This is a genomic window from Pseudomonas sp. LBUM1649 (assembly GCF_059716155.1).
Genome location: NZ_CP166807.1, coordinates 5,382,573 through 5,402,676 on the forward strand (window position 1 = coordinate 5,382,573; position 20,104 = coordinate 5,402,676).

Here is a 20,104-nt window from a genome sequence, read left to right on the forward strand (position 1 = left end):
AGGTGGGCGGTTTTTTTATGCCTGCCACACGCCAAACACTGTTAGCAAGCAACTTGCGCGCATAACGTTAATATTTTTTTTCAATGAACTGATCATTAGTCACAAAAAAACCCAAGAGGCTATTAACCTCTTGGGTTTGTGTTTCAACTAACAAAACAAGGTTACTGTACTGCCGCTTCCTGAACCACGCGAATTACACGCTGAGGAAATGGAATGTCAATACCCGCCGTTTTCAATCGATCACGGGACTGTTCGTTAAACATGAACATCACGTCCCAGTAATCCTCTGTTTTCACCCAGACTCGCAGGGAAACGGTGATCGAACTGTCACCCAAGGTCGAAATGACTGCCTGCGGCGCCGGGTCGACCAACACGCGCGGATCCTTGGCCAGCTCCAGCAAGACTTCACGGGCTTTTTGCAAGTCCGCTTCGTAATCGACACCCACATCGAACACCACCTTACGGGTCGGCTGACGGTTGGTGTTGGTGATGATGCCGTTCGACAGGTTGCCGTTTGGCACGATGATGGTTTTGTTATCGCCGGTGCGCAGCACAGTGTGGAAGATCTGGATGCTGTCGACGGTACCCGCTACGCCTTGGGCTTCAATCCAGTCACCGATACGGAACGGACGGAACAGCAGAATCAGCACGCCGCCGGCGAAGTTCGCCAGGCTGCCCTGCAAGGCCAGGCCGATGGCCAGACCTGCGGCACCGATCGCTGCCACGAACGAAGTGGTTTCCACACCAATCATCGACGCCACGCTGACGACCAGCAGGATCTTGAGAATGATGTTCGCCAGGCTGCTGATAAAGCCTTGCAGCGCAAGGTCAGCGTTACGCAGGGCTATCAAGCCACCGAGCTTTTGCGTGACCTTGTTGATCAACCACCAGCCGACAGCGAGGGTGATCACCGCCAACAGCACACGGCTGCCGTATTCCATAATCATCGGGATCCAGGACTGGGACACCCTGACCAGGTTGTCTACTTCAGCATTTAAATCCATCTGCTTTCTCCTGCACTTTTCCGGCTACCCGGCACGCGTAAAATAAAGCGGCAGAAAGACCGAACCCTATCCGGATCGATCGTTCCTGCCGTTGCTTGGGCCTCGGACGCCGAAAACGCCAAGAGGTTCCCGCCTCGCACGTCAGTCGCGGAAGTTGTTGAACTGCAGCGGCATGCCGAATTCCTTGGCCCGCAACGCAGCGATGGCTTCCTGCAGGTCGTCGCGTTTCTTGCCGGTGATGCGCACTTGCTCACCCTGAATGGCCGCCTGCACCTTCAACTTGGCGTCCTTGACGTGAGCAACGATTTTCTTCGCCATCTCTTTGTCGATGCCTTCCTTGAGGACAGCTTCCTGCTTCATCAACTTGCCCGATGCAAAAGCGTCCTTGACCTCAAGGCACTGCACATCGATCTTGCGCTTGACCAGGGCTAGCTTGAGGATCTCAATCATCGCTTCGAGCTGGAAATCCGCTTCAGCGGTCAGATTGACGGTCAGGTCCTTTTCCTTGAACTCGAAGCTGCCTTTGCCCTTCAGGTCATAACGACGATCGAGCTCCTTGACGGCGTTCTCGACCGCGTTGGTGACTTCGTGTTTGTCCAGTTCGGATACCACGTCGAACGACGGCATGTAATCTCTCCAATAAATAGGGCGCGCTCAATCAAGATGGAGCACGCCTGGCTTGCGGTTAAAATCCGCGCTGATTATAACGGGTCTTTCCGATCATTCACTGCGAGCCTCCCATGCGCGCCTTAAACAGAGCAAAAAGCTGATGTCCACGACCTGGCATGTTCTAGGCGCCGGCAGCCTCGGCACATTGTGGGCCACCCGCCTGGCGCGGGCTGGAGTGCCGGTGCGGCTGATACTGCGTGATGCGGCCCGGTTGCAGGCGTACGAGGCGGCAGGCGGTTTGACCCTGGTCGAACATGGCCAGGCACAGCGCTATCCGGTGAGCGCCGAAACGGCCGACAGCCACGCCCCTATCAATCGCCTGCTGGTCGCCTGCAAGGCCTACGACGCGGAACAGGCCGTGGCACAGCTGGCACCGCGCCTGGTGCCCGGCGCCGAACTGATCCTGCTGCAGAACGGCCTGGGTAGCCAGGACGCCGTGGCGGCGCAAGTACCACAGGCGCGCTGCATTTATGCGTCAAGCACTGAAGGCGCCTTTCGCGAGGGTGACTGGCGAGTAGTCTTTGCCGGGCACGGGTTTACCTGGCTGGGGGATGCTGGCCACCCTGTCGCACCGATCTGGCTGGATGACCTCGACGCCGCGGGTATTCCCCATGAGTGGAGCACCGAAATCCTCACCCGGTTGTGGCGCAAACTGGCACTCAACTGCGCGATCAATCCGTTGACGGTGCTGCACGATTGCCGCAATGGCGGGTTGCAGGAGCACCACTGTGAGGTCGCCACCCTGTGCGGTGAACTGATCGAGCTGCTTGAGCGTTGCGGCCAGCCGGCTGCTGCCGAAAACCTGCAACAGGAGGTTGAACGGGTGATCCACGCGACCGCTGCCAACTACTCCTCGATGTACCAGGACGTCAGCAACCGGCGCCGCACCGAAATCAGTTACCTGCTGGGTCATGCCTGTAAAGTCGCCGCACGGCATCAACTGAACCTGCCGCACCTCAATCAGCTTGAGTCGAGGTTGATCGCGCGCCTGCAAAGCCTTGGATTGCCCAGCGACTGAGCAGCGGCTACGCTGGCCACTTGTTCCTTTGCAGTGATAAACCTGATGCCATTGCGCCAGCGTCTTGAAAACCTCCCTGTCGGCCAGAAACTGCTGGCCGCCCTGTTGGTGCTGTTGACCACTGTACTGCTGGTTGCCAACCTGACCTTTATCAGCGCCGCGTACTATATCTCCCAGGAAAGCATGGCGCCCCAGGCCCTGCAGACCATCGGCCGGCTGGTCTCCAACCCGAGCCTGGTGTCTGAGGCACTGCAGTCGCCGCAAAGCGCCCAACGCCTGCTCGATGAGCTCGACAGCTATTCACCGCTACGCGCTGCGGCCCTGTATGACGGCAAGGGCGAGCGCCTGGCGCAGTTGCAACATGGCGATCACCTGAGCCTGCCCAAGCGTTACCGGCACATCGAATCCTGGCAAGTCACCGAGTTTCGCAGCAACCAGGTCATCACCCTGCCCCGCCCCGGCACCGCACCCGGCCACCTGCTGCTGGTGGCCAGCAGTGAGCTGCCCATGGCGTTCTACACCGGGACCCTGACCGCCAGCCTGGGGATCCTGATTTTCAGTGTGCTGCTGTGGCTGGTCATCGCGCGGCAGATCAAACGCCTGATTACCCGGCCGATTCATCAGCTGGAGGAACTGTCCCGGCAGGTGACCCGGGAAGAGAACTACGCCCTGCGTGCCTCCCGGGGCAACCACGATGAAATCGGCAGCCTGGCCGAAGCGTTCAACACTATGCTCTCGCGGATCGAGGCACGGGAGCAGCAACTCAAGCGCGCCCGTGATGACTCCCAGGCCGCGTATGACCAGGCCCAGGGCCTGGCCGAAGAAACCCGCCACACCAATCGCAAGCTGGAACTCGAAGTCCAGGTACGGAGCAAGATCGAGAAAAAACTCACGGGTTTTCAAAATTACCTCAACAGCATCATCGACTCCATGCCATCGGCGCTGATCGCCCTCGACGAACAGCTTTACGTGACGCAGTGGAACCAGGAAGCCAGCGCCCTTTCCGGTACGCGCCTGGACGAAGCCTTGAACCAGCCGATCTTCCTCGCCTTCGAACCGCTCAAGCCCTTTCTGCCGCAGCTCAAGCAAACCGTCGAGCAGCACACGGTGGCCAAGATCGAGCGCGTGACCTGGGTCAAGGACGATGAGCCCCGCCACTACGCCCTGACCTTTTATCCGCTGATGGGCGGCGCCGGGCGTGGCGTGGTGATCCGCATCGACGACATCACCCAGCGCCTGTCCCTTGAAGAAATGATGGTGCAGTCAGAGAAAATGCTTTCCGTCGGTGGCCTCGCCGCCGGTATGGCCCACGAAATCAACAACCCGCTCGGTGCGATCCTTCACAACGTGCAGAATATCCGCCGTCGGCTGTCCCCCGAACTGCCCAAGAACCTTGAACAGGCCGAGCAGGTCGGCATCGAGCTGTCGACCGTCAACCAATACCTGCAAGCGCGCGAAGTGCCGCAGCTGCTCGACGGCATCCAGCAGGCCGGCGCCCGGGCGGCAAAGATTGTCACGCACATGCTCAGTTTCAGTCGCCGCAGCACCCGACAAATGGCCCCGTGCGATCTGCCCGCCCTGATCGATCAAGCAGTGGAAATCGCCGGAAACGACTTCGACCTGGCGATCGGTTTCGACTTCAAGGGCCAGGCGATCATTCGCCAGTTCGACCCGGCGCTGGGGCCGGTACCCGGCACCGCCAACGAGCTGGAACAGGTACTGCTCAACCTGCTGAAAAACGCCGCGCAAGCCATTCACCAGCGTTTAGACGACAGCGAACCAGGTCGGATAATTCTGCGCACCAAGCTGAATCCGCCGTGGGCGGAGATCCAGGTCGAAGACAACGGCATCGGCATGAGCGAAAGTGTGCGCAAGCGCACCTTCGAACCGTTTTTCACCACCAAGGAAATCGGTCAGGGTACTGGCCTTGGCCTGTCGGTCTCGTACTTCATCATTACCAACAACCACAAGGGCCAGATGGAAGTGCAATCGACCCTGGGTCAAGGCACCTGCTTTACCCTGCGCCTGCCATTGGCGAGCACTCCGCTCGTCTCTCAAGAATTCAACCAGCTAACGAGGTAACCATGGGCTTTCGCTTGTCGAAGATTTACACCCGCACCGGCGACAAAGGCGAAACCGGTCTGGGCGACGGTCGCCGTGTGCCCAAGGACCACCCACGGATCGAGGCCATTGGCGAGGTCGATACGCTGAACAGTCAGGTGGGCGTTTTGCTGGCCGGGCTAGCTGCGGAAAGTGTCGAGCATCCGGGGCTGAAGGAAGTGATCGAGGTATTGGCGCCCTGCCAGCATCGGTTGTTCGACCTGGGCGGTGAACTGGCGATGCCGGAGTATCAGGCGTTGAATGCGGCGGAAATTGAACGCCTGGAAGCGGCGATCGATGTGTGGAATGAAGAGCTGGGGCCGCTGGAGAATTTCATTCTGCCGGGTGGTTCGGCGTTGATTGCCCAGGCCCATGTCTGCCGTAGCCTGGCCCGTAGTGCGGAGCGCCGGTGTCAGCATTTGAATGCTGTTGAGCCGTTGGCCGGGGTGGGTTTGGCGTATATCAATCGGCTGTCGGATTTGTTGTTTGTGGTGGCAAGGTTGATTGCAAGACGCCAGGGGGTTGCGGAGATTCTTTGGCAGCCGGCGGTGAAACCTGGGGCATAGTCAGCGCAATCACTGGCCTCTTCGCGAGCAGGCTCGCTCCCACAGTTGATTTTTAGTGCTCACAAATATTGTGTTCACAGAAATCCATTGTGGGAGCGAGCCTGCTCGCGAAGAGGCCGGCAGCTTCACCGCAAAATCAGATCTCAGGCCAGAACGCCCGAATCCCCGCCACACCCTGGGCACCTGCCGCCCAAGCCTTCTGAACTTCCGCAGGGCCAACACCACCGAGCAAAAACACCGGCCTGCTGAAGCCCTCGATCAAGCTCGAAGCCTGTTCCCAACCCAGCGGCAGAGCCCCCGGATGAGTCAAGGTCGGCTGCACCGGTGACAAGGTTACGAAGTCGACACCCATCTCTTCAGCCAGCGCCAGCTCTTCAGCATTATGGCAAGACGCCGCCAACCAGCGCGATGCCGGCAACGGCCGACCGGCAGCCGCGTACTTGCGCAACTGTGCCGACGTGATGTGCCAGCCGGCGGAGGGGAAATCCCCCAGCCACTCGAAAGGCCCCTTGATCATCAACTGCGCCTTGCCGGCACACAGACCCACTGCATCCACTGCAAGATCGCGGTACTTGGGGTCGTAACCGTTTGGCGCGCGCAACTGGATCAGCTTGATGCCGCCCGCGATGGCTTTCTGGATCCCTCGCAACAGGGCCGGGGTTTCCAGGTCTTCAGGCGTGATCAGGTATTGCTCGGGCAAGCGCGCGGCCGCCACGATTGGCCGGTTGGCCTCAGGGAACTCGTAACCCGACAGTTCACGCGCCGTCACCCAGGCCAATGGCTGACCTTCAGCGCCGTGAGGTTCGCCGGTGAACGCCGAGACCTCCCAGACATCCAGCAACACCTGTTTGTCCGGGTAATCATGGCGGACCTTGATCAACGGGCGCGCCGCGCCGACCACGATACCCAGCTCTTCCTGCAGCTCACGGGCCAAGGCGCTTTCGACCGACTCGGCGGCCTCGACCTTGCCACCGGGAAACTCCCACAGGCCGCCCTGGTGCTGAGTGTCGGTACGGCGGGCGATGAGGATCTTGCCGCTGCCATCACGGATAACGGCGGCCGCTACATGTACTCGTTTCACCGTTCGATTTCCTCCAGGCCAGCCTTTTGCCAGGCCTTGAAAGCAGGCCATTGGTAGAGGGTTTGAACATAGGCTTCGTCAGCCTCGGGCAGCTTTACCTGATAGGTGCGCAGGCGCACGGCAATCGGGGCGAAGAACGCATCGGCCAGGGTTATACGGCCAAACAGGTACGGGCCACTTTCGGTCGCCGCGGCGCGGCATTCAGCCCACAATGCCGACATGCGCTCGATGTCCGCCTGCACATCCGCCGGGAGCGGCGACAGTGGCGCGTCATGGCTCAGGTCGAATGGCATGTTGCCGCGCATGGCGAAGAATCCACTGTGCATTTGCGCGCACGCCGAACGCGCCTGGGCACGGGCGGCGATATCTTTCGGCCACAGGCCCGCTTCGGGGAACTGTTCCGCCAGGTACTCGGCAATCGCCAGGGAGTCGGCGATGGTGCCGTGTTCGGTCTTCAACAGCGGGACTTTGCCGGTCGGCGAATGCTTGAGCAGGCGCTCGCGGGTGTCTGGCTGGTTCAACTTGATCAGTTCTTCGGTGTAGGAAGCGCCGGTCAGATCGAGGGCCAGGGCACCGCGCAAGGACCAGGAGGAAAGCAATTTGTCGCCGATGATCAGGTGCAGGCTCATGTTCGGGACCTTTGGATGAGGGAGACAGGCCAGTCTAGCCAGCGACTGACAGACTGCCATCGCGAGCAGGCTCGCTCCCACACTGGTTCGAGGTGTACACAAATCCAATGTGGGAGCCAGCCTGCTAGCGATAGGGGCGACTCGGTCTTAAGTACGGTACTCGGCGTTGATCTTCACGTACTCGTGGGACAGGTCGGTGGTCCAGATGGTTTCGCTGCAATCGCCGCGACCCAGTTCGATACGGATAGTGATTTCTTCCTGCTGCATCACCGCCGCACCCTGGGCTTCAGTGTAGGTCGCAGCGCGGGCGCCACGGCTGGCAATACACACTTCACCGAGGAACACATCGATCTTGCTCACGTCCAGGTTCGGTACACCGGCACGACCGACAGCCGCGAGGATGCGACCCCAGTTCGGGTCGGAAGCGAACAGTGCGGTCTTGATCAATGGCGAGTGGGCCACGGTATAGCCGACGTCCAGGCACTCCTGGTGAGTGCCGCCGCCGTTGACTTCAACGGTAACGAATTTGGTCGCGCCTTCACCGTCGCGAACAATCGCCTGGGCCACCTCCATGCACACCTCGAACACCGCTTGCTTGAGCTTGGCGAACAACTCGCCCTCGGCACGGGTGATTTCCGGTAGCGCCGCCTGACCGGTGGCAATCAGCATGCAGCAGTCGTTGGTCGAGGTGTCGCCGTCGATGGTGATGCGGTTGAACGACTTGTTGGCACCGTCCAGCATCAGGTTTTGCAGCACATCGCGGGCGACCTTGGCGTCGGTGGCGATGTAGCCGAGCATGGTCGCCATGTTAGGACGAATCATGCCCGCGCCTTTGCTGATACCGGTGACGGTGATGGTCACGCCGTCGTGCTGGAACTGGCGGCTGGCACCCTTTGGCAGGGTATCGGTGGTCATGATGCCGGTGGCGGCAGCTTCCCAGTTGTTCACCGACAGATCGTCGAGGGCGGCTTGCAGTGCGCCTTCGATTTTCTCGACCGGCAGTGGCTCGCCGATCACGCCGGTGGAATACGGCAGCACCAGGCTTGCATCGACACCGGTCAACTCTGCCAGTTTGGCGCAAGTGCGCTCGGCCGCGGCCAGGCCCGGTTCACCGGTACCGGCGTTGGCATTGCCGGTATTGGTCAGCAGGTAACGCACCGGACCCTGCACGCGCTGCTTGGCCAGGATCACCGGGGCTGCGCAAAAGGCGTTCAAGGTGAACACGCCCGCCACCGTTGAGCCTTCGGCACAACGCATGACCACAACATCCTTGCGCCCCGGGCGCTTGATACCGGCCGAGGCGATACCGAGTTCAAAACCGGCAACCGGGTGCAACGTTGGCAAAGGACCAAGACCAACAGCCATGAATGCGCTCCTTTATAGATGATGTCTGCACCGCTTCAGCAAAAGCGGTGGTCAAATTGGCAAAACGCCGCGACGGCATGAGCCGGTCGCGGCGCGGGTATTTCAGCGTATGAAACGGGGGTTACTGGATCTGCCCGTGGCAATGCTTGAACTTCTTGCCCGAACCGCAGTAGCACAGCTCGTTACGGCCCAGCTTCTGCTCGTTGCGAACCGGGGCGGTGGCGAGGGCCACATCGACCTCTTCACCCAACTGCTCAGGCTGCTCCAGGCCTGGGGCCTCTTCATGCAGGAACTGCATGCGCGCCGCCAGTGCCTCGGCTTCCTGGCGCAGGCGCGCCTCTTCCTCGGCCGGATCTTCGCGACGCACCTGAACGTGCGACAACACACGGATCGAGTCGCGCTTGATCGAATCCAGCAGCTCGGAGAACAGCGTGAACGACTCGCGCTTGTACTCTTGCTTCGGGTTCTTCTGCGCATAACCACGCAAGTGGATGCCGTGACGCAGGTGGTCCATGGTCGACAGGTGGTCTTTCCACAGGTCATCCAGCACGCGCAGGACGATTTGTTTCTCGAAGGTGCGCAGCGCTTCGGCGCCCGCCTGGTCTTCTTTCTCGTTGTACGCGGCGATCAGCTCCTGCATCAGTTTCTCGCGCAGGGTTTCCTCGTACAGGTGATCGTCTTCGTCGAGCCACTGCTGGATCGGCAGCTTCACGCCGAAATCGCTTTCCAGGGCTGCTTCCAGGCCTGCCACGTCCCACTGCTCTGGCAGCGATTGCGGTGGAATGTGCGCGCTGACGGTAGCGTTGAGTACGTCCTGACGGAAGTCGGCAATTGTTTCACCGATGTTGTCAGCGGCCAGCAACGTGTTACGCATGTGATAGATCACTTTACGCTGTTCGTTGTTGACGTCGTCGAACTCGAGCAGTTGCTTGCGAATATCGAAGTTGCGGCCTTCAACCTTGCGCTGGGCCTTTTCGATGGCGTTGGTCACCATGCGGTGCTCGATCGCTTCGCCAGGCTGCATGCCCAGGGCCTTCATGAAGTTCTTCACCCGGTCAGAAGCGAAGATGCGCATCAGGCTGTCTTCCAGCGACAGGTAGAAACGGCTGGAACCGGCGTCACCCTGGCGACCGGCACGACCACGCAACTGGTTGTCGATACGGCGCGATTCGTGACGCTCGGACGCGATCACCTGCAAACCGCCCGACTCGAGCACTTGCTGGTGACGTTTCTGCCAGTCGGCCTTGATCTGGGCAATCTGCTCAGGGGTCGGGTTTTCCAGGGAAGCAACTTCGACTTCCCAGTTGCCGCCCAACAGGATGTCGGTACCGCGACCGGCCATGTTGGTGGCGATGGTCAGTGCACCCGGGCGACCGGCCTGGGCGATAATCTCGGCTTCTTTTTCGTGGAACTTGGCGTTCAGGACCTTGTGCTCGATGCCTTCCTTGTTGAGCAGGTCGGACATGCGCTCGGAGGTTTCGATGGTCGCAGTACCCACCAGCACCGGACGGCCCGCAGCCATGCTTTCCTTGATGTCAGTGACGATTGCCGCATATTTCTCGTCGGCGGTCAGGAACACCAGGTCGTTGTAGTCTTTACGGGCCAACGGCTTGTTCGTCGGAATGACGATGACCTGCAGGCCATAGATCTGATGGAACTCGAACGCTTCGGTGTCGGCCGTACCGGTCATGCCGGACAGTTTGTTGTACAGACGGAAGTAGTTCTGGAATGTGGTCGATGCCAGGGTCTGGCTTTCGGCCTGGATGTTCAGGTTTTCCTTGGCTTCGATGGCCTGGTGCAGGCCTTCGGACAAACGACGGCCCGGCATGGTACGACCAGTGTGTTCGTCGACCAGTACGACCTGACCGTCCTGCACGATGTATTCAACGTTGCGATGGAACAGCTTGTGCGCGCGCAGACCGGCATAAACGTGAGTCAGCAGGCTCAGGTTATGCGACGAGTACAGGCTCTCGCCTTCCGCCAGCAGGCCGAGACGGGTCAGCGTGTCTTCGACGAACTGGTGACCGGCTTCGTTGAGTTCGACCTGACGGGTCTTCTCGTCAACGGTGTAATGGCCGGCCTTGGTGACTTCGCCTTCGACTTCTTCGATGTGCAATTCCAGCTGCGGGATCAGTTTGTTGATCTCGATGTACAGCTTGGAGCTGTCCTCGGCCTGACCGGAAATGATCAGCGGCGTACGGGCTTCGTCGATGAGGATGGAGTCGACTTCGTCGATCACGGCAAAATTGAGTTCGCGCTGGAATTTTTCTTCCATGCTGAACGCCATGTTGTCGCGCAGGTAGTCGAAACCGAATTCGTTGTTGGTGCCGTAGGTAATGTCGGCGGCATAGGCCAAACGCTTCTCTTCCGGCGGCTGGAATGGCGTGACCACGCCGACCGTCAGGCCGAGGAATTCGTAGAGCGGACGCATCCAGTTGGCGTCACGACGGGCCAGGTAGTCGTTCACCGTCACAACGTGCACGCCCTTGCCGGACAATGCGTTGAGGTAAACGCCCAGCGTTGCCACCAGGGTCTTGCCTTCACCGGTACGCATCTCGGCGATCTTGCCTTCATGCAAGGTCATGCCGCCGATCAGCTGGACATCGAAGTGGCGCATGCCCATGACGCGCTTACCGGCTTCACGGGCGACCGCGAAGGCTTCCGGCAGCAGCTGGTCGAGGGTTTCCCCTTTGGCGATGCGGGCCTTGAACTCATCTGTCTTGGCACGCAATTGATCGTCCGAAAGGGCCACCATTCGCTCTTCGAAGGCATTGACGAATTGCACCGTCTTGAGCATGCGTTTGACTTCACGCTCGTTCTTGCTTCCAAAAAGTTTCTTTAACAAAGGCGCAAACATATCGGCAGGATCTTCCACACTAAAGGGATGGAGGGCGGCCCCGTGAGTCGCCCGTGCAGCCCTCATGGCCGCATGCGAACGAGCATTCTACCCGGAAACGATGGTGAGGAAAGTGGCGTTATTCCACGATGCTGGCACAGCGCTGTGACGGGGCTCACTTAAAATAAGGGCAAATGGCTCAACTTCAAGCCATTTACGGCAGAAGTTACTTGTTGATTTGATGGGTAAAGCGCGCGCGAAGCAATGGGTCGGGCGCATCCGGTGCTTTCTGCTACCATGGCGGCTCTGTTACTTCAGGTGTCTGATCATGGCATTTCGCCCTCTTACGGCCAGAGCACCCGCCGTTCTGCTTCGCGAAGCCAAGCCGCTCAAGGCCATTCTCGGCCACGCTCAACGCCTGGGTCATTTGCAACGCCTGCTCGAAAGCCAGCTGCAGCCTGCCGCACGCGCGCATTGCCACGTGGCGTCCTGGCGCGAAGGCAACTTGCTGTTGATTGTCACCGACGGTCATTGGGCCACTCGCCTGCGCTACCAGCAAAAGCGTCTGCTGCGGCAATTGCAGATGTTCGACGAGTTCGCCAACCTCACGCGAATCCTGTTCAAGGTCCAGCCGCCTACCGTTCTGCAAGGTGCGGCCGGGCATACCATGGACTTATCCTTTGACGCGGCCGCGACCATCCAGGCTACGGCTGATGGCATCAGTGATCCGAATCTGCGGGCGGCGCTGGAGCGTCTGGCGGCGCACGCCAGACCCAAAGCATGACATAACCAAGTCCTGTAGGAGCAAAGCTTGCTCGCGATGGGGACGCCGCGGTGCAACAGATGCGCCGCGTTATCGTTCATCGCGGGCAAGTCGGATCGCCGCCCGCTCGCTCCTACAAGGGGTTAGCGGCGTTTGTTGCCACCTAATAATGAACCCATCAACCCGCGCACCAATTGCCGCCCTAATTGATTGGCCGCCTGTCGCATCGCCGATTTCAGTGCCTGCCCCGCCGCCGTGCCGAGAAACTCTCCGGCCTGCTCGGTGAAGCTCGGCTCTTGCGCCGCCGGTTTTGCCGGCGCCGCCTCAGGTTCGGGTGCCAGCCCCTTGCGCCCCATCAGCACTTCATAAGCCGATTCGCGATCGATCGGTTTGTCATACCGCCCCTTGCACGGCGAACCGGCTATCAGCAGCGTGCGCTCCGTTTCGCTCAGCGGCCCGATGCGTGATTGCGGTGGGGCGACCAGCACGCGCTGGACCATTTCCGGTGTCCCCTTATCCTGCAAGGTACCCACCAGTGCCTCGCCGATGCCCAGCTCGGTCAGCACCGACAAGGCGTCGAACGCCGGGTTCGGGCGGAAGCCGTCGGCCACCGCCCGCAGGGATTTCTGCTCCTTGGCGGTGAACGCGCGCAAGCCGTGCTGCACGCGCAGGCCCAACTGTGCCAGCACGTCGTCCGGCAAGTCGCCCGGTGACTGGGTGACGAAATACACCCCCACGCCCTTGGAACGAATCAGCCGCACCACTTGCTCCAGACGATCCTGCAGCGCCTTGGGCGTGCCGGCGAACAACAAATGCGCCTCGTCGAAAAACAGCGCCAGCAGCGGTTTGTCCGCATCGCCGCGTTCGGGCAGTTGCTCGAACAGTTCGGCCAGCAGCCACAACAGGAAGGTCGCGTAGACCTTCGGCGCTTCATGCACCAGACGACTGGCATCGAGCAGGTGAATGCGTCCGCGGCCATCGGCGGTCGGTTGCAGAATGTCCTCCAGTTGCAGCGCCGGTTCACCGAACAGCGCTTCAGCGCCCTGCTGTTCCAGGGTTGCCAGGCGCCGCAGCAGGGCCTGGCTGGAGCCGGTGGTCATCAACGCCGCGTCATCACCCAGCAGTTCGGGGTTGTCCTTGAGATGATTGAGCAACGCTTTGAGGTCTTTCAGATCCAGCAGCAACAGGCCTTCGCGGTCGGCAACCTTGAACGCGGCATACAGCGCCGACTGCTGGCTGTCGGTCAATTCCAGCAGGCTGCCCAGGAGTAACGGCCCCATTTCGCTCAATGTCGTGCGTAACGGATGACCGGACTGACCGTGAATGTCCCACAAGGTCACCGGATACGCCGCAGGCTTGTGGTTTAGCCACGGCATGCCGGCAATCCGCTCGGCGACCTTGCCCTGGGGGTTGCCGGCAGCGCCCAGGCCGCACAGGTCACCCTTGATGTCGGCGGCAAACACCGCCACGCCGGCATCGCTGAAGGCTTCGGCCATACGTTGCAACGTGACGGTCTTGCCGGTCCCGGTAGCGCCCGCGATCAAACCGTGGCGGTTCGCCAGGCGCATGGCCTGGGCGATCGGCTGCCCCGCGAGATCGGCGCCGATAACAAGTTGCAATGAATCAGGCATTTGGTCACCCATGGTTAATCTTTGGTCCTACACGGCCGATAGAAATAACGACAAAGCAGACAGACACAAATTTGTCGGACATTTCCCTTAAGGAGCGTCGGAAATATCTCTTGCTTTCAACATTGCCCATCGTGCGTCCCTTTATAAAAGCACGCGCTGGACATTAAGACCTTAGCGGAACCCCAAGCCATGAATAAAAATCTACGCTTCAGCCATAAAATCCTGCTTGCCGCCGCCCTCATTGTCATTGCCACTTTCGCCTCATTCACCCTGTATAACGACTATTTACAGCGCAATGCCATCCGCGAAAACCTGGACAACTATCTCAACGAGATGGGCGATGTCACCGCCAACAACATCCAGACCTGGTTGACCGGCCGCATCCTGCTGATCGAGAACCTCTCGCAAAACATTGCCATCAACCCGGAACAAGCCAACGTCGCCGCCCTGCTGGAACAGAAAGCACTGATGTCGACGTTCATGGCGTCGTACCTGGGTGACGCTACCGGGCACTTCACCATTCGTCCGGATGCGAAGATGCCGGACGGTTTCGACCCACGGGTTCGCCCTTGGTACAAGGGTGCGCAAAACAGCAACACGCCGACCCTGACCGAACCCTATATCGATGCGGCGACTGGGCAAACGATCATTTCCATGGCCATTGCCTCGACGAAAGCCGGGCAAGGCGTTGGCGTGGTGGGCGGCGACCTTAGCCTGCAAACCTTGATCGATACCCTCAGTGCCCGGGATTTCGACGGCATGGGCTACGCCTTCCTGGTCAGTGCCGATGGCAAAATCCTGGTCCACCCGGACAAAACCCTGGTCATGAAGTCCCTGGGCGAGGCGTACCCGCAAAATACCCCGCGCATCAGCCACGACTTCAGCGAGATCGTGGTCGACGGCAAGACCCGCATCGTCACCTTTACCCCGATCAAAGGCCTGCCGTCGGTCAATTGGTACATCGGCCTGTCGGTGGACAAAGACAAAGCCTTCTCGATGCTCAGCGAGTTCCGCGCCTCGGCGGTGGTTGCCACGGTGATTGCCGTCGCCATTATCATCGCCTTGCTGGGCATGTTGATCCGCCTGCTGATTCAGCCGCTGCACGTGATGACCCGGGCCATGGCCGACATCGCCGACGGTGAAGGCGACCTGACCAAGCGCCTGGTGATCCAGAACAACGACGAGTTCGGTAGCCTCGGCACCGCGTTCAACCGTTTCGTGGAGCGTATCCACGGTTCGATCCGTGAAGTGTCCTCGGCCACGGGCCAGGTCAACGAAGTGGCGTTGCGCGTGGTCGCCGCCTCGAACTCCTCGATGTACAACTCCGACCAGCAAGCGTCGCGCACTAGCAGTGTGGCAGCGGCGATCAACCAGCTCGGTGCCGCCGCCCAGGAGATCGCCCGCAATGCCGCGCAAGCGTCGAGCCAGGCCAGCGATGCCCGCAACCTGGCCGAAGATGGCCAGCAAGTGGTGGACCGCAGCATTGCCGCCATGAATCAACTGTCGAACATGCTCAGCGCCTCCAGCAGCAACATCGAATCGCTCAACAGCAAAACCGTGAACATCGGACAGATTCTTGAAGTGATCACCAGCATTTCCCAGCAAACCAACCTGCTGGCGCTCAACGCCGCCATCGAAGCGGCGCGGGCCGGTGAAGCCGGGCGCGGCTTTGCCGTGGTAGCCGATGAAGTGCGCAACCTGGCGCATCGCACCCAGGAATCGGCGCAGCAGGTGCAGACCATGATCGAAGAACTGCAGGTCGGCGCCCGTGAGTCGGTCAGTACCATGAGCGACAGCCAGCGCCACAGTCAGGACAGCGTGGAAATTGCCAACCTGGCCGGCGAGCGCCTGAGCAGCGTGACGCAACGCATCGGCGAAATCGATGGCATGAACCAGTCGGTGGCAACCGCCACCGAGGAACAGACCGCGGTGGTCGAGTCGATCAACGTGGACATCACCGAAATCAACACGCTGAACCAGGAAGGTGTGGAAAACCTGCAATCGACGTTGCGCGCGTGTACGGACCTTGAGCAACAGGCGGCGCGGTTGAAGCAGTTGGTGGGCAGCTTCCGCATCTAGCGTTTGATCCGTCCTCTTCGCGGGCGGCGATCCGCCTTGCCCGCGAAGAGTTCTCCCAGAAACCAATTCCCCCCCGCCCCCCCCCCCTCCAAACCCCAACCGAACATCTATCCTTCATAAAGGTCAACCAAGGAGATCAACGGCCCGGAGGGATGTTCATCGTGCATATCGCTGACATAACCATGTTCTACGCCCCTGCCAGCGGTGGCGTGCGCACTTATCTGGATGCCAAGCATCATCGCCTGTGCACCAGGTCAGGTATTCGCCACAGCGTGCTGATACCGGGGGCCATTCTCAGCGAACAGGATGGCATCTACACGGTTCCGGCTCCCGCCCTGCCTTTCGGCAAAGGTTATCGTTTCCCTCTGCGCCTCGCGCCCTGGCGCAATGTCCTGCAGGATCTGCAACCCGAGCTGATTGAAGTCGGCGACCCTTACCTCACCGCCTGGGCGGCTCTGGACGCCCGTCGCCAACTGGATGTGCCAGTCATCGGCTTTTATCACTCCGACCTGCCGCTGCTGGCCAGCAATCGAATGGGCAACTGGGTCACGCCAAACGTCGAGGCCTACGTCAGCAAGCTCTACGGCAACTTCGACCGGGTACTGGCACCGAGTCAGGTCATGGCCGACAAACTGACTGGCCTTGGGGTAAAGAACGTTTTCGTGCAGCCCCTGGGGGTCGATCTCCAGGTGTTTCATCCCGATGCACGCGATACCGGCCTTCGGGCCGAGCTGGGCCTCGACGAAAACACTCATCTATTGATCTTCGCCGGGCGCGGTTCCAAGGAGAAGAACCTGCCGGTGCTGCTCGATTGCATGATTCGCCTGGGCCGACGCTATCACCTGCTGCTGGTCGGTTCGTCGATGCCGACCACTGTGCCGGGTAACGTCACGGTCATCGACGAGTTCTGCCCTGCCAAGCAAGTCGCCCGCCTGATGGCCAGTGCCGACGCATTGCTGCATGCCGGCGACCAGGAAACCTTTGGCCTGGTGATCCTCGAAGCCATGGCCTGCGGCATCCCGGTGGTGGCGGTGGCCGCTGGCGCCTTTGAGGAAATCATCACCGATCAATGTGGCTTGTTGTGTGCCCCCAACGATCCGTCGGCCATGGCTAACGCAGTGCGAGAACTGTTCAACCAGGGCAGCGCAGCCCTCGGCCAACAAGCCCGACACCATGTCGAGCGGTATTACGCCTGGGACGCCGTGGTCAACAGTTTGCTCGGCCATTATCACGCCGTCCTCGGCAGCCAATGGCCGCGAGCCGCCAATGGCTGAACCCATGAATGCGCCCGGCGTGCTGCTGGTACTGCACGATGTCGCGCCACCCACCTGGGCCGATTACCAGCCCTTTGTCGAAGCCGTCGACGCGCTTGGCAGCGTGCCGATCACCTGGTTGGTGGTGCCGGATTTTCACAAACACAACGACCTGCAAGCCCACCCGCAATTTTGTCGTCAGCTCAGCGCCCGGCTCGAGCGCGGCGATGAACTGGTGCTACACGGTTATTTTCACTGCGATGACGCTCCGAAGGCGAGCACTCCCCGCGACTGGTTCATGCGCCGGATCTACACGCACGAAGGCGAGTTCTACAGTTTGTCTCGCGAGGCCGCCCTCACCCGCCTGCACGCCGGCATTGAAATATTCCAGCGATATGATTGGCCGTTGCAGGGTTTCGTCGCTCCTGCCTGGTTGATGAGCGAAGGCACGCGCCAGGCCTTGAGCCAATTACCGCTGAATTACACCAGCGACGCGCAGCATCTTTTTCGCCTGCCTGAATTCACTGCGATCGATGCCCCAGGGCTGGTCTGGAGTGCGCGCAGTGCCTGGCGGCGTGGTGTATCGAAACTGGTCAGCCAGCAACTCGAACATCGCTGGCGAACAGCGCCGGTGATTCGATTGGGCCTGCACCCGGTGGACATGCGTCATGAGTTCTCGCGTACATACTGGTTGCAAACCCTCAAGCGCCTGCTCGATGAGGGCCGCATACCCATGACCAAGACCCGTTGGCTGGCCTTGCACAGCGAGCGCATGGGGCGTGCGGCATGAGTCGCACGATTGTGCTGTGCATCGGCCTGCTCGCAGCGCTGCTGATTCCCTGGCTCCTGGGCGGGAGCGAAACCTGGTCGCGGCTCAATGACTTTCCACTGAGCAGCTTGCTGGTCATGTTCGGCATGATCTTGCTGTGTTGGGTGGTCAATACCCTGCGATTGCGCCTGTTACTGGGGGATCAGCGCAACAAGGTCAGCCCGGTCAGGAGCCTGGGCGTGGTAATGGCCGCCGAATTTGCCTATTGCGCCACGCCGGGTGGCAGCGGCGGGCCACTGACCATCATGGCGTTACTGGCGCGCAACGGCGTGCGACCGGCGAGGGGCAGCGCCGTGTTTGCCATGGACCAACTGAGCGATTTGTTGTTTTTCCTCTGCGCATTGAGCGGGATCCTGATTTACGCCCTGTTCCAGCATCTCAGCCAGCACATGGCGTGGTTGCTGATCGTCAGTGCCCTCTCGATGTTCGGTGGACTGGTCAGTTGCGTGGTGGTGGCGCGCTATCACCGCCTGCTGATTCGTATGGGGGGCCGACTGCTGGCACGCCTCAACGTCGAGTCCTCGACCCGTATGCGTTGGGCACGAAAACTCCTGCACTTTCTGGCGGCGTTTACCGACACCCTGAAGCTGCCCCTGCAGACGCTGATCATTGTGTTTGGCTTGACGTGCGTGCATTGGGTCTTGCGTTACAGCGTGTTGTACCTGGCGCTGCGTGGGCTCGGCGCGGACTTGCAGTGGGCCTGGAGCTTTCTGATCCAGATGGTTTCATTGAGTGCGGGGCAGTTCAGCCTGTTGCCAGGCGGTGCGGGGGCTGCGGAATTGACGTCGGCGGCGCTGTTGGCACCCATGGTGGGGAAATCCACGGCGGCGGCAGCCATTCTGATCTGGCGGGCGGTGACCTATTACTTCTATTTGGTGGTGGGTGGGCCGGTGTTTTTACTGATGCTGGGCCGGCCATTGCTCAAGAAGCTCATGAAGAATGTGTATCCGTAGGTGTTGGCCTGCCGGTGAAGGCGGCCTGACAGCCGAACAAACAACCCTCGCCCAAGGTGGCGGGTGCCTTGGAAGTGGCTTTGTCCAGTGGATCGGCCATGGTCATGTCCTCGGTGCAGAAACGGCGAAGGGCCTGCAGCGATTGAACGCCCAGGCCCTTCGAATTTCAACCGTGCCGTGTAGCGATCAGAACACCACGGTTTTGTTGCCGTGGACCAGCACCCGGTCTTCCAGGTGGTAACGCAGACCACGGGCCAGTACCATTTTCTCGACATCACGACCGAAGCGCACCATGTCTTCGATGCTGTCGCTGTGGCTGACGCGCACCACGTCCTGCTCGATGATCGGGCCGGCGTCCAATTCTTCGGTCACATAGTGGCAAGTAGCGCCGATCAGCTTTACCCCGCGCAGGGAAGCCTGGTGGTACGGCTTGGCGCCGACGAACGACGGCAGGAAGCTGTGGTGGATGTTGATGACCTTGTGTGCATATTCACGGCACAGCTCAGGCGGCAGGATTTGCATGTAGCGGGCCAGTACGACCACTTCGGCATCATGCTGCTTGACCAAGCGCGAGACCTCGGCAAATGCCGGTTCCTTGTCCTGGGAATTGACCGGTACGTGGTAGTAGGGAATGCCGTGCCACTCGACCATGCTGCGCAAGTCGTCGTGGTTGGAAATCACGCAGGCGATTTCACAATCCAGTTCATCGCTGTGCCAGCGATGCAGCAAGTCGGCGAGGCAGTGAGACTCGCGGCTGGCCATCAACACCACGCGCTTCTTCTGCTCGGTATCGGTGATACGCCAGTCCATCGAGAACTCTTCGGCAATCGGCGCAAAGGCTTCGCGCAAGGCGTCGATCCCGAAAGGCAGCGAATCGGCACGAATTTCGTGACGCATGAAGAACCAGCCACTGAGATTGTCCGAGTGGTGGCTCGCTTCAGTGATCCAGCCGTTATGTGACGCCAGAAAGTTACTGACTTTGGCAACGATGCCGACGCGGTCCGGGCAAGAAATCACCAGCCGAAAAGTGCGCATGAGGGGGAAACTCCAGAACTTCGCAAAGGCGGCCATTCTAGCGATTGCGCAGAAAAACTGCAGTAATGATGACGCGCCGCCTTTCCCGATGGCTTGCGCCAAGGTTTGCGCAGCACCAGAGTGACACCCGGCACACTGTACTTGGCCATCGACCAGCACTGGATTGTAAATATCTGTAGCACAGGCTGCACATTATTTAACTGCGCATCCAATGTGTGCTGAATTCACTGGAATTTAATTAAATAAACTCGGGTTTAATGTTTACTTGATGAAACAGCCTGACTATTATTGCC

General features: G+C 60.1%; 16 protein-coding genes and 1 pseudogene. 9 read left to right on the forward strand and 8 right to left on the reverse strand.

Going from position 1 to position 20,104, the window contains the following annotated elements; genetic code table 11:
- Window positions 1-161: 161 nt before the first annotated feature.
- Window positions 162-1,004, reverse strand: a complete 843-nt coding sequence (locus ACA058_RS24910) for a mechanosensitive ion channel family protein (RefSeq protein WP_497636330.1) — start codon at window positions 1,002-1,004, stop codon at window positions 162-164.
- A 141-nt stretch (window positions 1,005-1,145) separates the two neighbouring features.
- Window positions 1,146-1,631 (reverse strand): YajQ family cyclic di-GMP-binding protein, encoded by a 486-nt coding sequence (locus ACA058_RS24915; RefSeq protein WP_060539637.1) that lies wholly within the window; start codon window positions 1,629-1,631, stop codon window positions 1,146-1,148.
- 142 nt (window positions 1,632-1,773) lie between these two features.
- Between ACA058_RS24915 and ACA058_RS24920 the strand changes: the two genes are divergently transcribed.
- Genes ACA058_RS24920 through ACA058_RS24930 form a run of 3 tightly spaced genes read left to right on the forward strand, consistent with a single transcriptional unit; the run spans window position 1,774 to window position 5,357 of the window.
- Window positions 1,774-2,691 carry a putative 2-dehydropantoate 2-reductase gene (locus tag ACA058_RS24920; RefSeq protein WP_497636331.1) on the forward strand — a complete coding sequence of 306 codons (918 nt, stop codon included), beginning with the start codon at window positions 1,774-1,776 and terminating at the stop codon, window positions 2,689-2,691.
- A 45-nt stretch (window positions 2,692-2,736) separates the two neighbouring features.
- A complete protein-coding gene (locus ACA058_RS24925) occupies window positions 2,737-4,773 on the forward strand; it encodes a sensor histidine kinase (RefSeq protein WP_497636332.1) in 2,037 nt (678 codons plus the stop codon).
- A 2-nt stretch (window positions 4,774-4,775) separates the two neighbouring features.
- Complete coding sequence (locus ACA058_RS24930; RefSeq protein WP_497636333.1) at window positions 4,776-5,357, forward strand: cob(I)yrinic acid a,c-diamide adenosyltransferase; 582 nt, start codon at window positions 4,776-4,778, stop codon at window positions 5,355-5,357.
- A gap of 136 nt (window positions 5,358-5,493) precedes the next feature.
- Here ACA058_RS24930 and ACA058_RS24935 read toward each other — a convergent pair whose 3' ends face one another.
- From ACA058_RS24935 to secA, 4 genes are all read right to left on the reverse strand, one after another.
- Window positions 5,494-6,438 (reverse strand): Nudix family hydrolase, encoded by a 945-nt coding sequence (locus ACA058_RS24935; RefSeq protein WP_497636334.1) that lies wholly within the window; start codon window positions 6,436-6,438, stop codon window positions 5,494-5,496.
- Window positions 6,435-7,067, reverse strand: a complete 633-nt coding sequence (locus ACA058_RS24940) for a glutathione S-transferase family protein (protein WP_497636335.1) — start codon at window positions 7,065-7,067, stop codon at window positions 6,435-6,437. The genes ACA058_RS24935 and ACA058_RS24940 overlap by 4 nt, the downstream gene beginning before the upstream one ends.
- 147 nt (window positions 7,068-7,214) lie before the next feature.
- On the reverse strand, window positions 7,215-8,432 hold the full coding sequence (argJ, locus tag ACA058_RS24945) for a bifunctional glutamate N-acetyltransferase/amino-acid acetyltransferase ArgJ (RefSeq protein WP_497636336.1): 1,218 nt from the start codon (window positions 8,430-8,432) through the stop codon (window positions 7,215-7,217).
- Between the two features lie 121 nt (window positions 8,433-8,553).
- Entirely contained in the window at window positions 8,554-11,289 is a 2,736-nt protein-coding gene (gene secA, locus ACA058_RS24950) for a preprotein translocase subunit SecA (RefSeq protein WP_497636337.1), read from the reverse strand.
- 307 nt (window positions 11,290-11,596) lie between these two features.
- Between secA and ACA058_RS24955 the strand changes: the two genes are divergently transcribed.
- Window positions 11,597-12,052, forward strand: a complete 456-nt coding sequence (locus ACA058_RS24955) for a DUF721 domain-containing protein (protein ID WP_497636338.1) — start codon at window positions 11,597-11,599, stop codon at window positions 12,050-12,052.
- Between the two features lie 122 nt (window positions 12,053-12,174).
- Here the strand turns inward: ACA058_RS24955 and ACA058_RS24960 are convergent, their stop codons facing one another.
- Window positions 12,175-13,662 carry a helicase HerA-like domain-containing protein gene (locus ACA058_RS24960; protein WP_497636339.1) on the reverse strand — a complete coding sequence of 496 codons (1,488 nt, stop codon included), beginning with the start codon at window positions 13,660-13,662 and terminating at the stop codon, window positions 12,175-12,177.
- Window positions 13,663-13,851: 189 nt separating this feature from the next.
- On the opposite strand from ACA058_RS24960, the pseudogene ACA058_RS24965 reads away from it, so the two are divergent.
- The 5 genes and pseudogenes from ACA058_RS24965 to gpgF form a co-directional block, all read left to right on the forward strand.
- Window positions 13,852-14,883: pseudogene (locus ACA058_RS24965) on the forward strand (HAMP domain-containing protein); the annotation flags it as partial.
- 93 nt (window positions 14,884-14,976) lie between these two features.
- Window positions 14,977-15,741: a methyl-accepting chemotaxis protein gene (locus ACA058_RS24970; RefSeq protein ID WP_371106612.1), complete on the forward strand. Its 765-nt coding sequence runs from the start codon at window positions 14,977-14,979 to the stop codon at window positions 15,739-15,741.
- A 152-nt stretch (window positions 15,742-15,893) separates the two neighbouring features.
- Window positions 15,894-17,015 (forward strand): N-acetylglucosaminyl phosphatidylglycerol synthase, encoded by a 1,122-nt coding sequence (gpgS, locus tag ACA058_RS24975; RefSeq protein ID WP_497636340.1) that lies wholly within the window; start codon window positions 15,894-15,896, stop codon window positions 17,013-17,015.
- A complete protein-coding gene (gene gpgD, locus ACA058_RS24980) occupies window positions 17,008-17,784 on the forward strand; it encodes an N-acetylglucosaminyl phosphatidylglycerol deacetylase (RefSeq protein WP_497636341.1) in 777 nt (258 codons plus the stop codon). Before gpgS ends, gpgD begins: the two co-directional genes overlap by 8 nt.
- Entirely contained in the window at window positions 17,781-18,776 is a 996-nt protein-coding gene (gpgF, locus tag ACA058_RS24985) for a glucosaminyl phosphatidylglycerol flippase (protein ID WP_497636342.1), read from the forward strand. The genes gpgD and gpgF overlap by 4 nt, the downstream gene beginning before the upstream one ends.
- Window positions 18,777-18,962: 186 nt before the next feature.
- Here gpgF and purU read toward each other — a convergent pair whose 3' ends face one another.
- Window positions 18,963-19,811, reverse strand: coding sequence for a formyltetrahydrofolate deformylase (gene purU / locus ACA058_RS24990; protein ID WP_497636343.1), 849 nt, complete (start codon window positions 19,809-19,811; stop codon window positions 18,963-18,965).
- Between the last annotated feature and the right edge of the window lie 293 nt (window positions 19,812-20,104).

Bases quoted from the DNA above. Each gene is read 5' to 3' on its own strand.
- gpgS (WP_497636340.1), top strand. From the start codon at position 15,894: ATGTTCATCGTGCATATCGCTGACATAACCATGTTCTACGCCCCTGCC.
- ACA058_RS24910 (WP_497636330.1), bottom strand. From the start codon at position 1,004: ATGGATTTAAATGCTGAAGTAGACAACCTGGTCAGGGTGTCCCAGTCC.
- argJ (WP_497636336.1), bottom strand. From the start codon at position 8,432: ATGGCTGTTGGTCTTGGTCCTTTGCCAACGTTGCACCCGGTTGCCGGT.
- gpgD (WP_497636341.1), top strand. From the start codon at position 17,008: ATGGCTGAACCCATGAATGCGCCCGGCGTGCTGCTGGTACTGCACGAT.
- ACA058_RS24920 (WP_497636331.1), top strand. From the start codon at position 1,774: ATGTCCACGACCTGGCATGTTCTAGGCGCCGGCAGCCTCGGCACATTG.
- gpgF (WP_497636342.1), top strand. From the start codon at position 17,781: ATGAGTCGCACGATTGTGCTGTGCATCGGCCTGCTCGCAGCGCTGCTG.
- ACA058_RS24955 (WP_497636338.1), top strand. From the start codon at position 11,597: ATGGCATTTCGCCCTCTTACGGCCAGAGCACCCGCCGTTCTGCTTCGC.
- ACA058_RS24960 (WP_497636339.1), bottom strand. From the start codon at position 13,662: ATGCCTGATTCATTGCAACTTGTTATCGGCGCCGATCTCGCGGGGCAG.
- ACA058_RS24940 (WP_497636335.1), bottom strand. From the start codon at position 7,067: ATGAGCCTGCACCTGATCATCGGCGACAAATTGCTTTCCTCCTGGTCC.
- ACA058_RS24970 (WP_371106612.1), top strand. From the start codon at position 14,977: ATGTACAACTCCGACCAGCAAGCGTCGCGCACTAGCAGTGTGGCAGCG.
- purU (WP_497636343.1), bottom strand. From the start codon at position 19,811: ATGCGCACTTTTCGGCTGGTGATTTCTTGCCCGGACCGCGTCGGCATC.
- secA (WP_497636337.1), bottom strand. From the start codon at position 11,289: ATGTTTGCGCCTTTGTTAAAGAAACTTTTTGGAAGCAAGAACGAGCGT.
- ACA058_RS24930 (WP_497636333.1), top strand. From the start codon at position 4,776: ATGGGCTTTCGCTTGTCGAAGATTTACACCCGCACCGGCGACAAAGGC.
- ACA058_RS24925 (WP_497636332.1), top strand. From the start codon at position 2,737: ATGCCATTGCGCCAGCGTCTTGAAAACCTCCCTGTCGGCCAGAAACTG.
- ACA058_RS24915 (WP_060539637.1), bottom strand. From the start codon at position 1,631: ATGCCGTCGTTCGACGTGGTATCCGAACTGGACAAACACGAAGTCACC.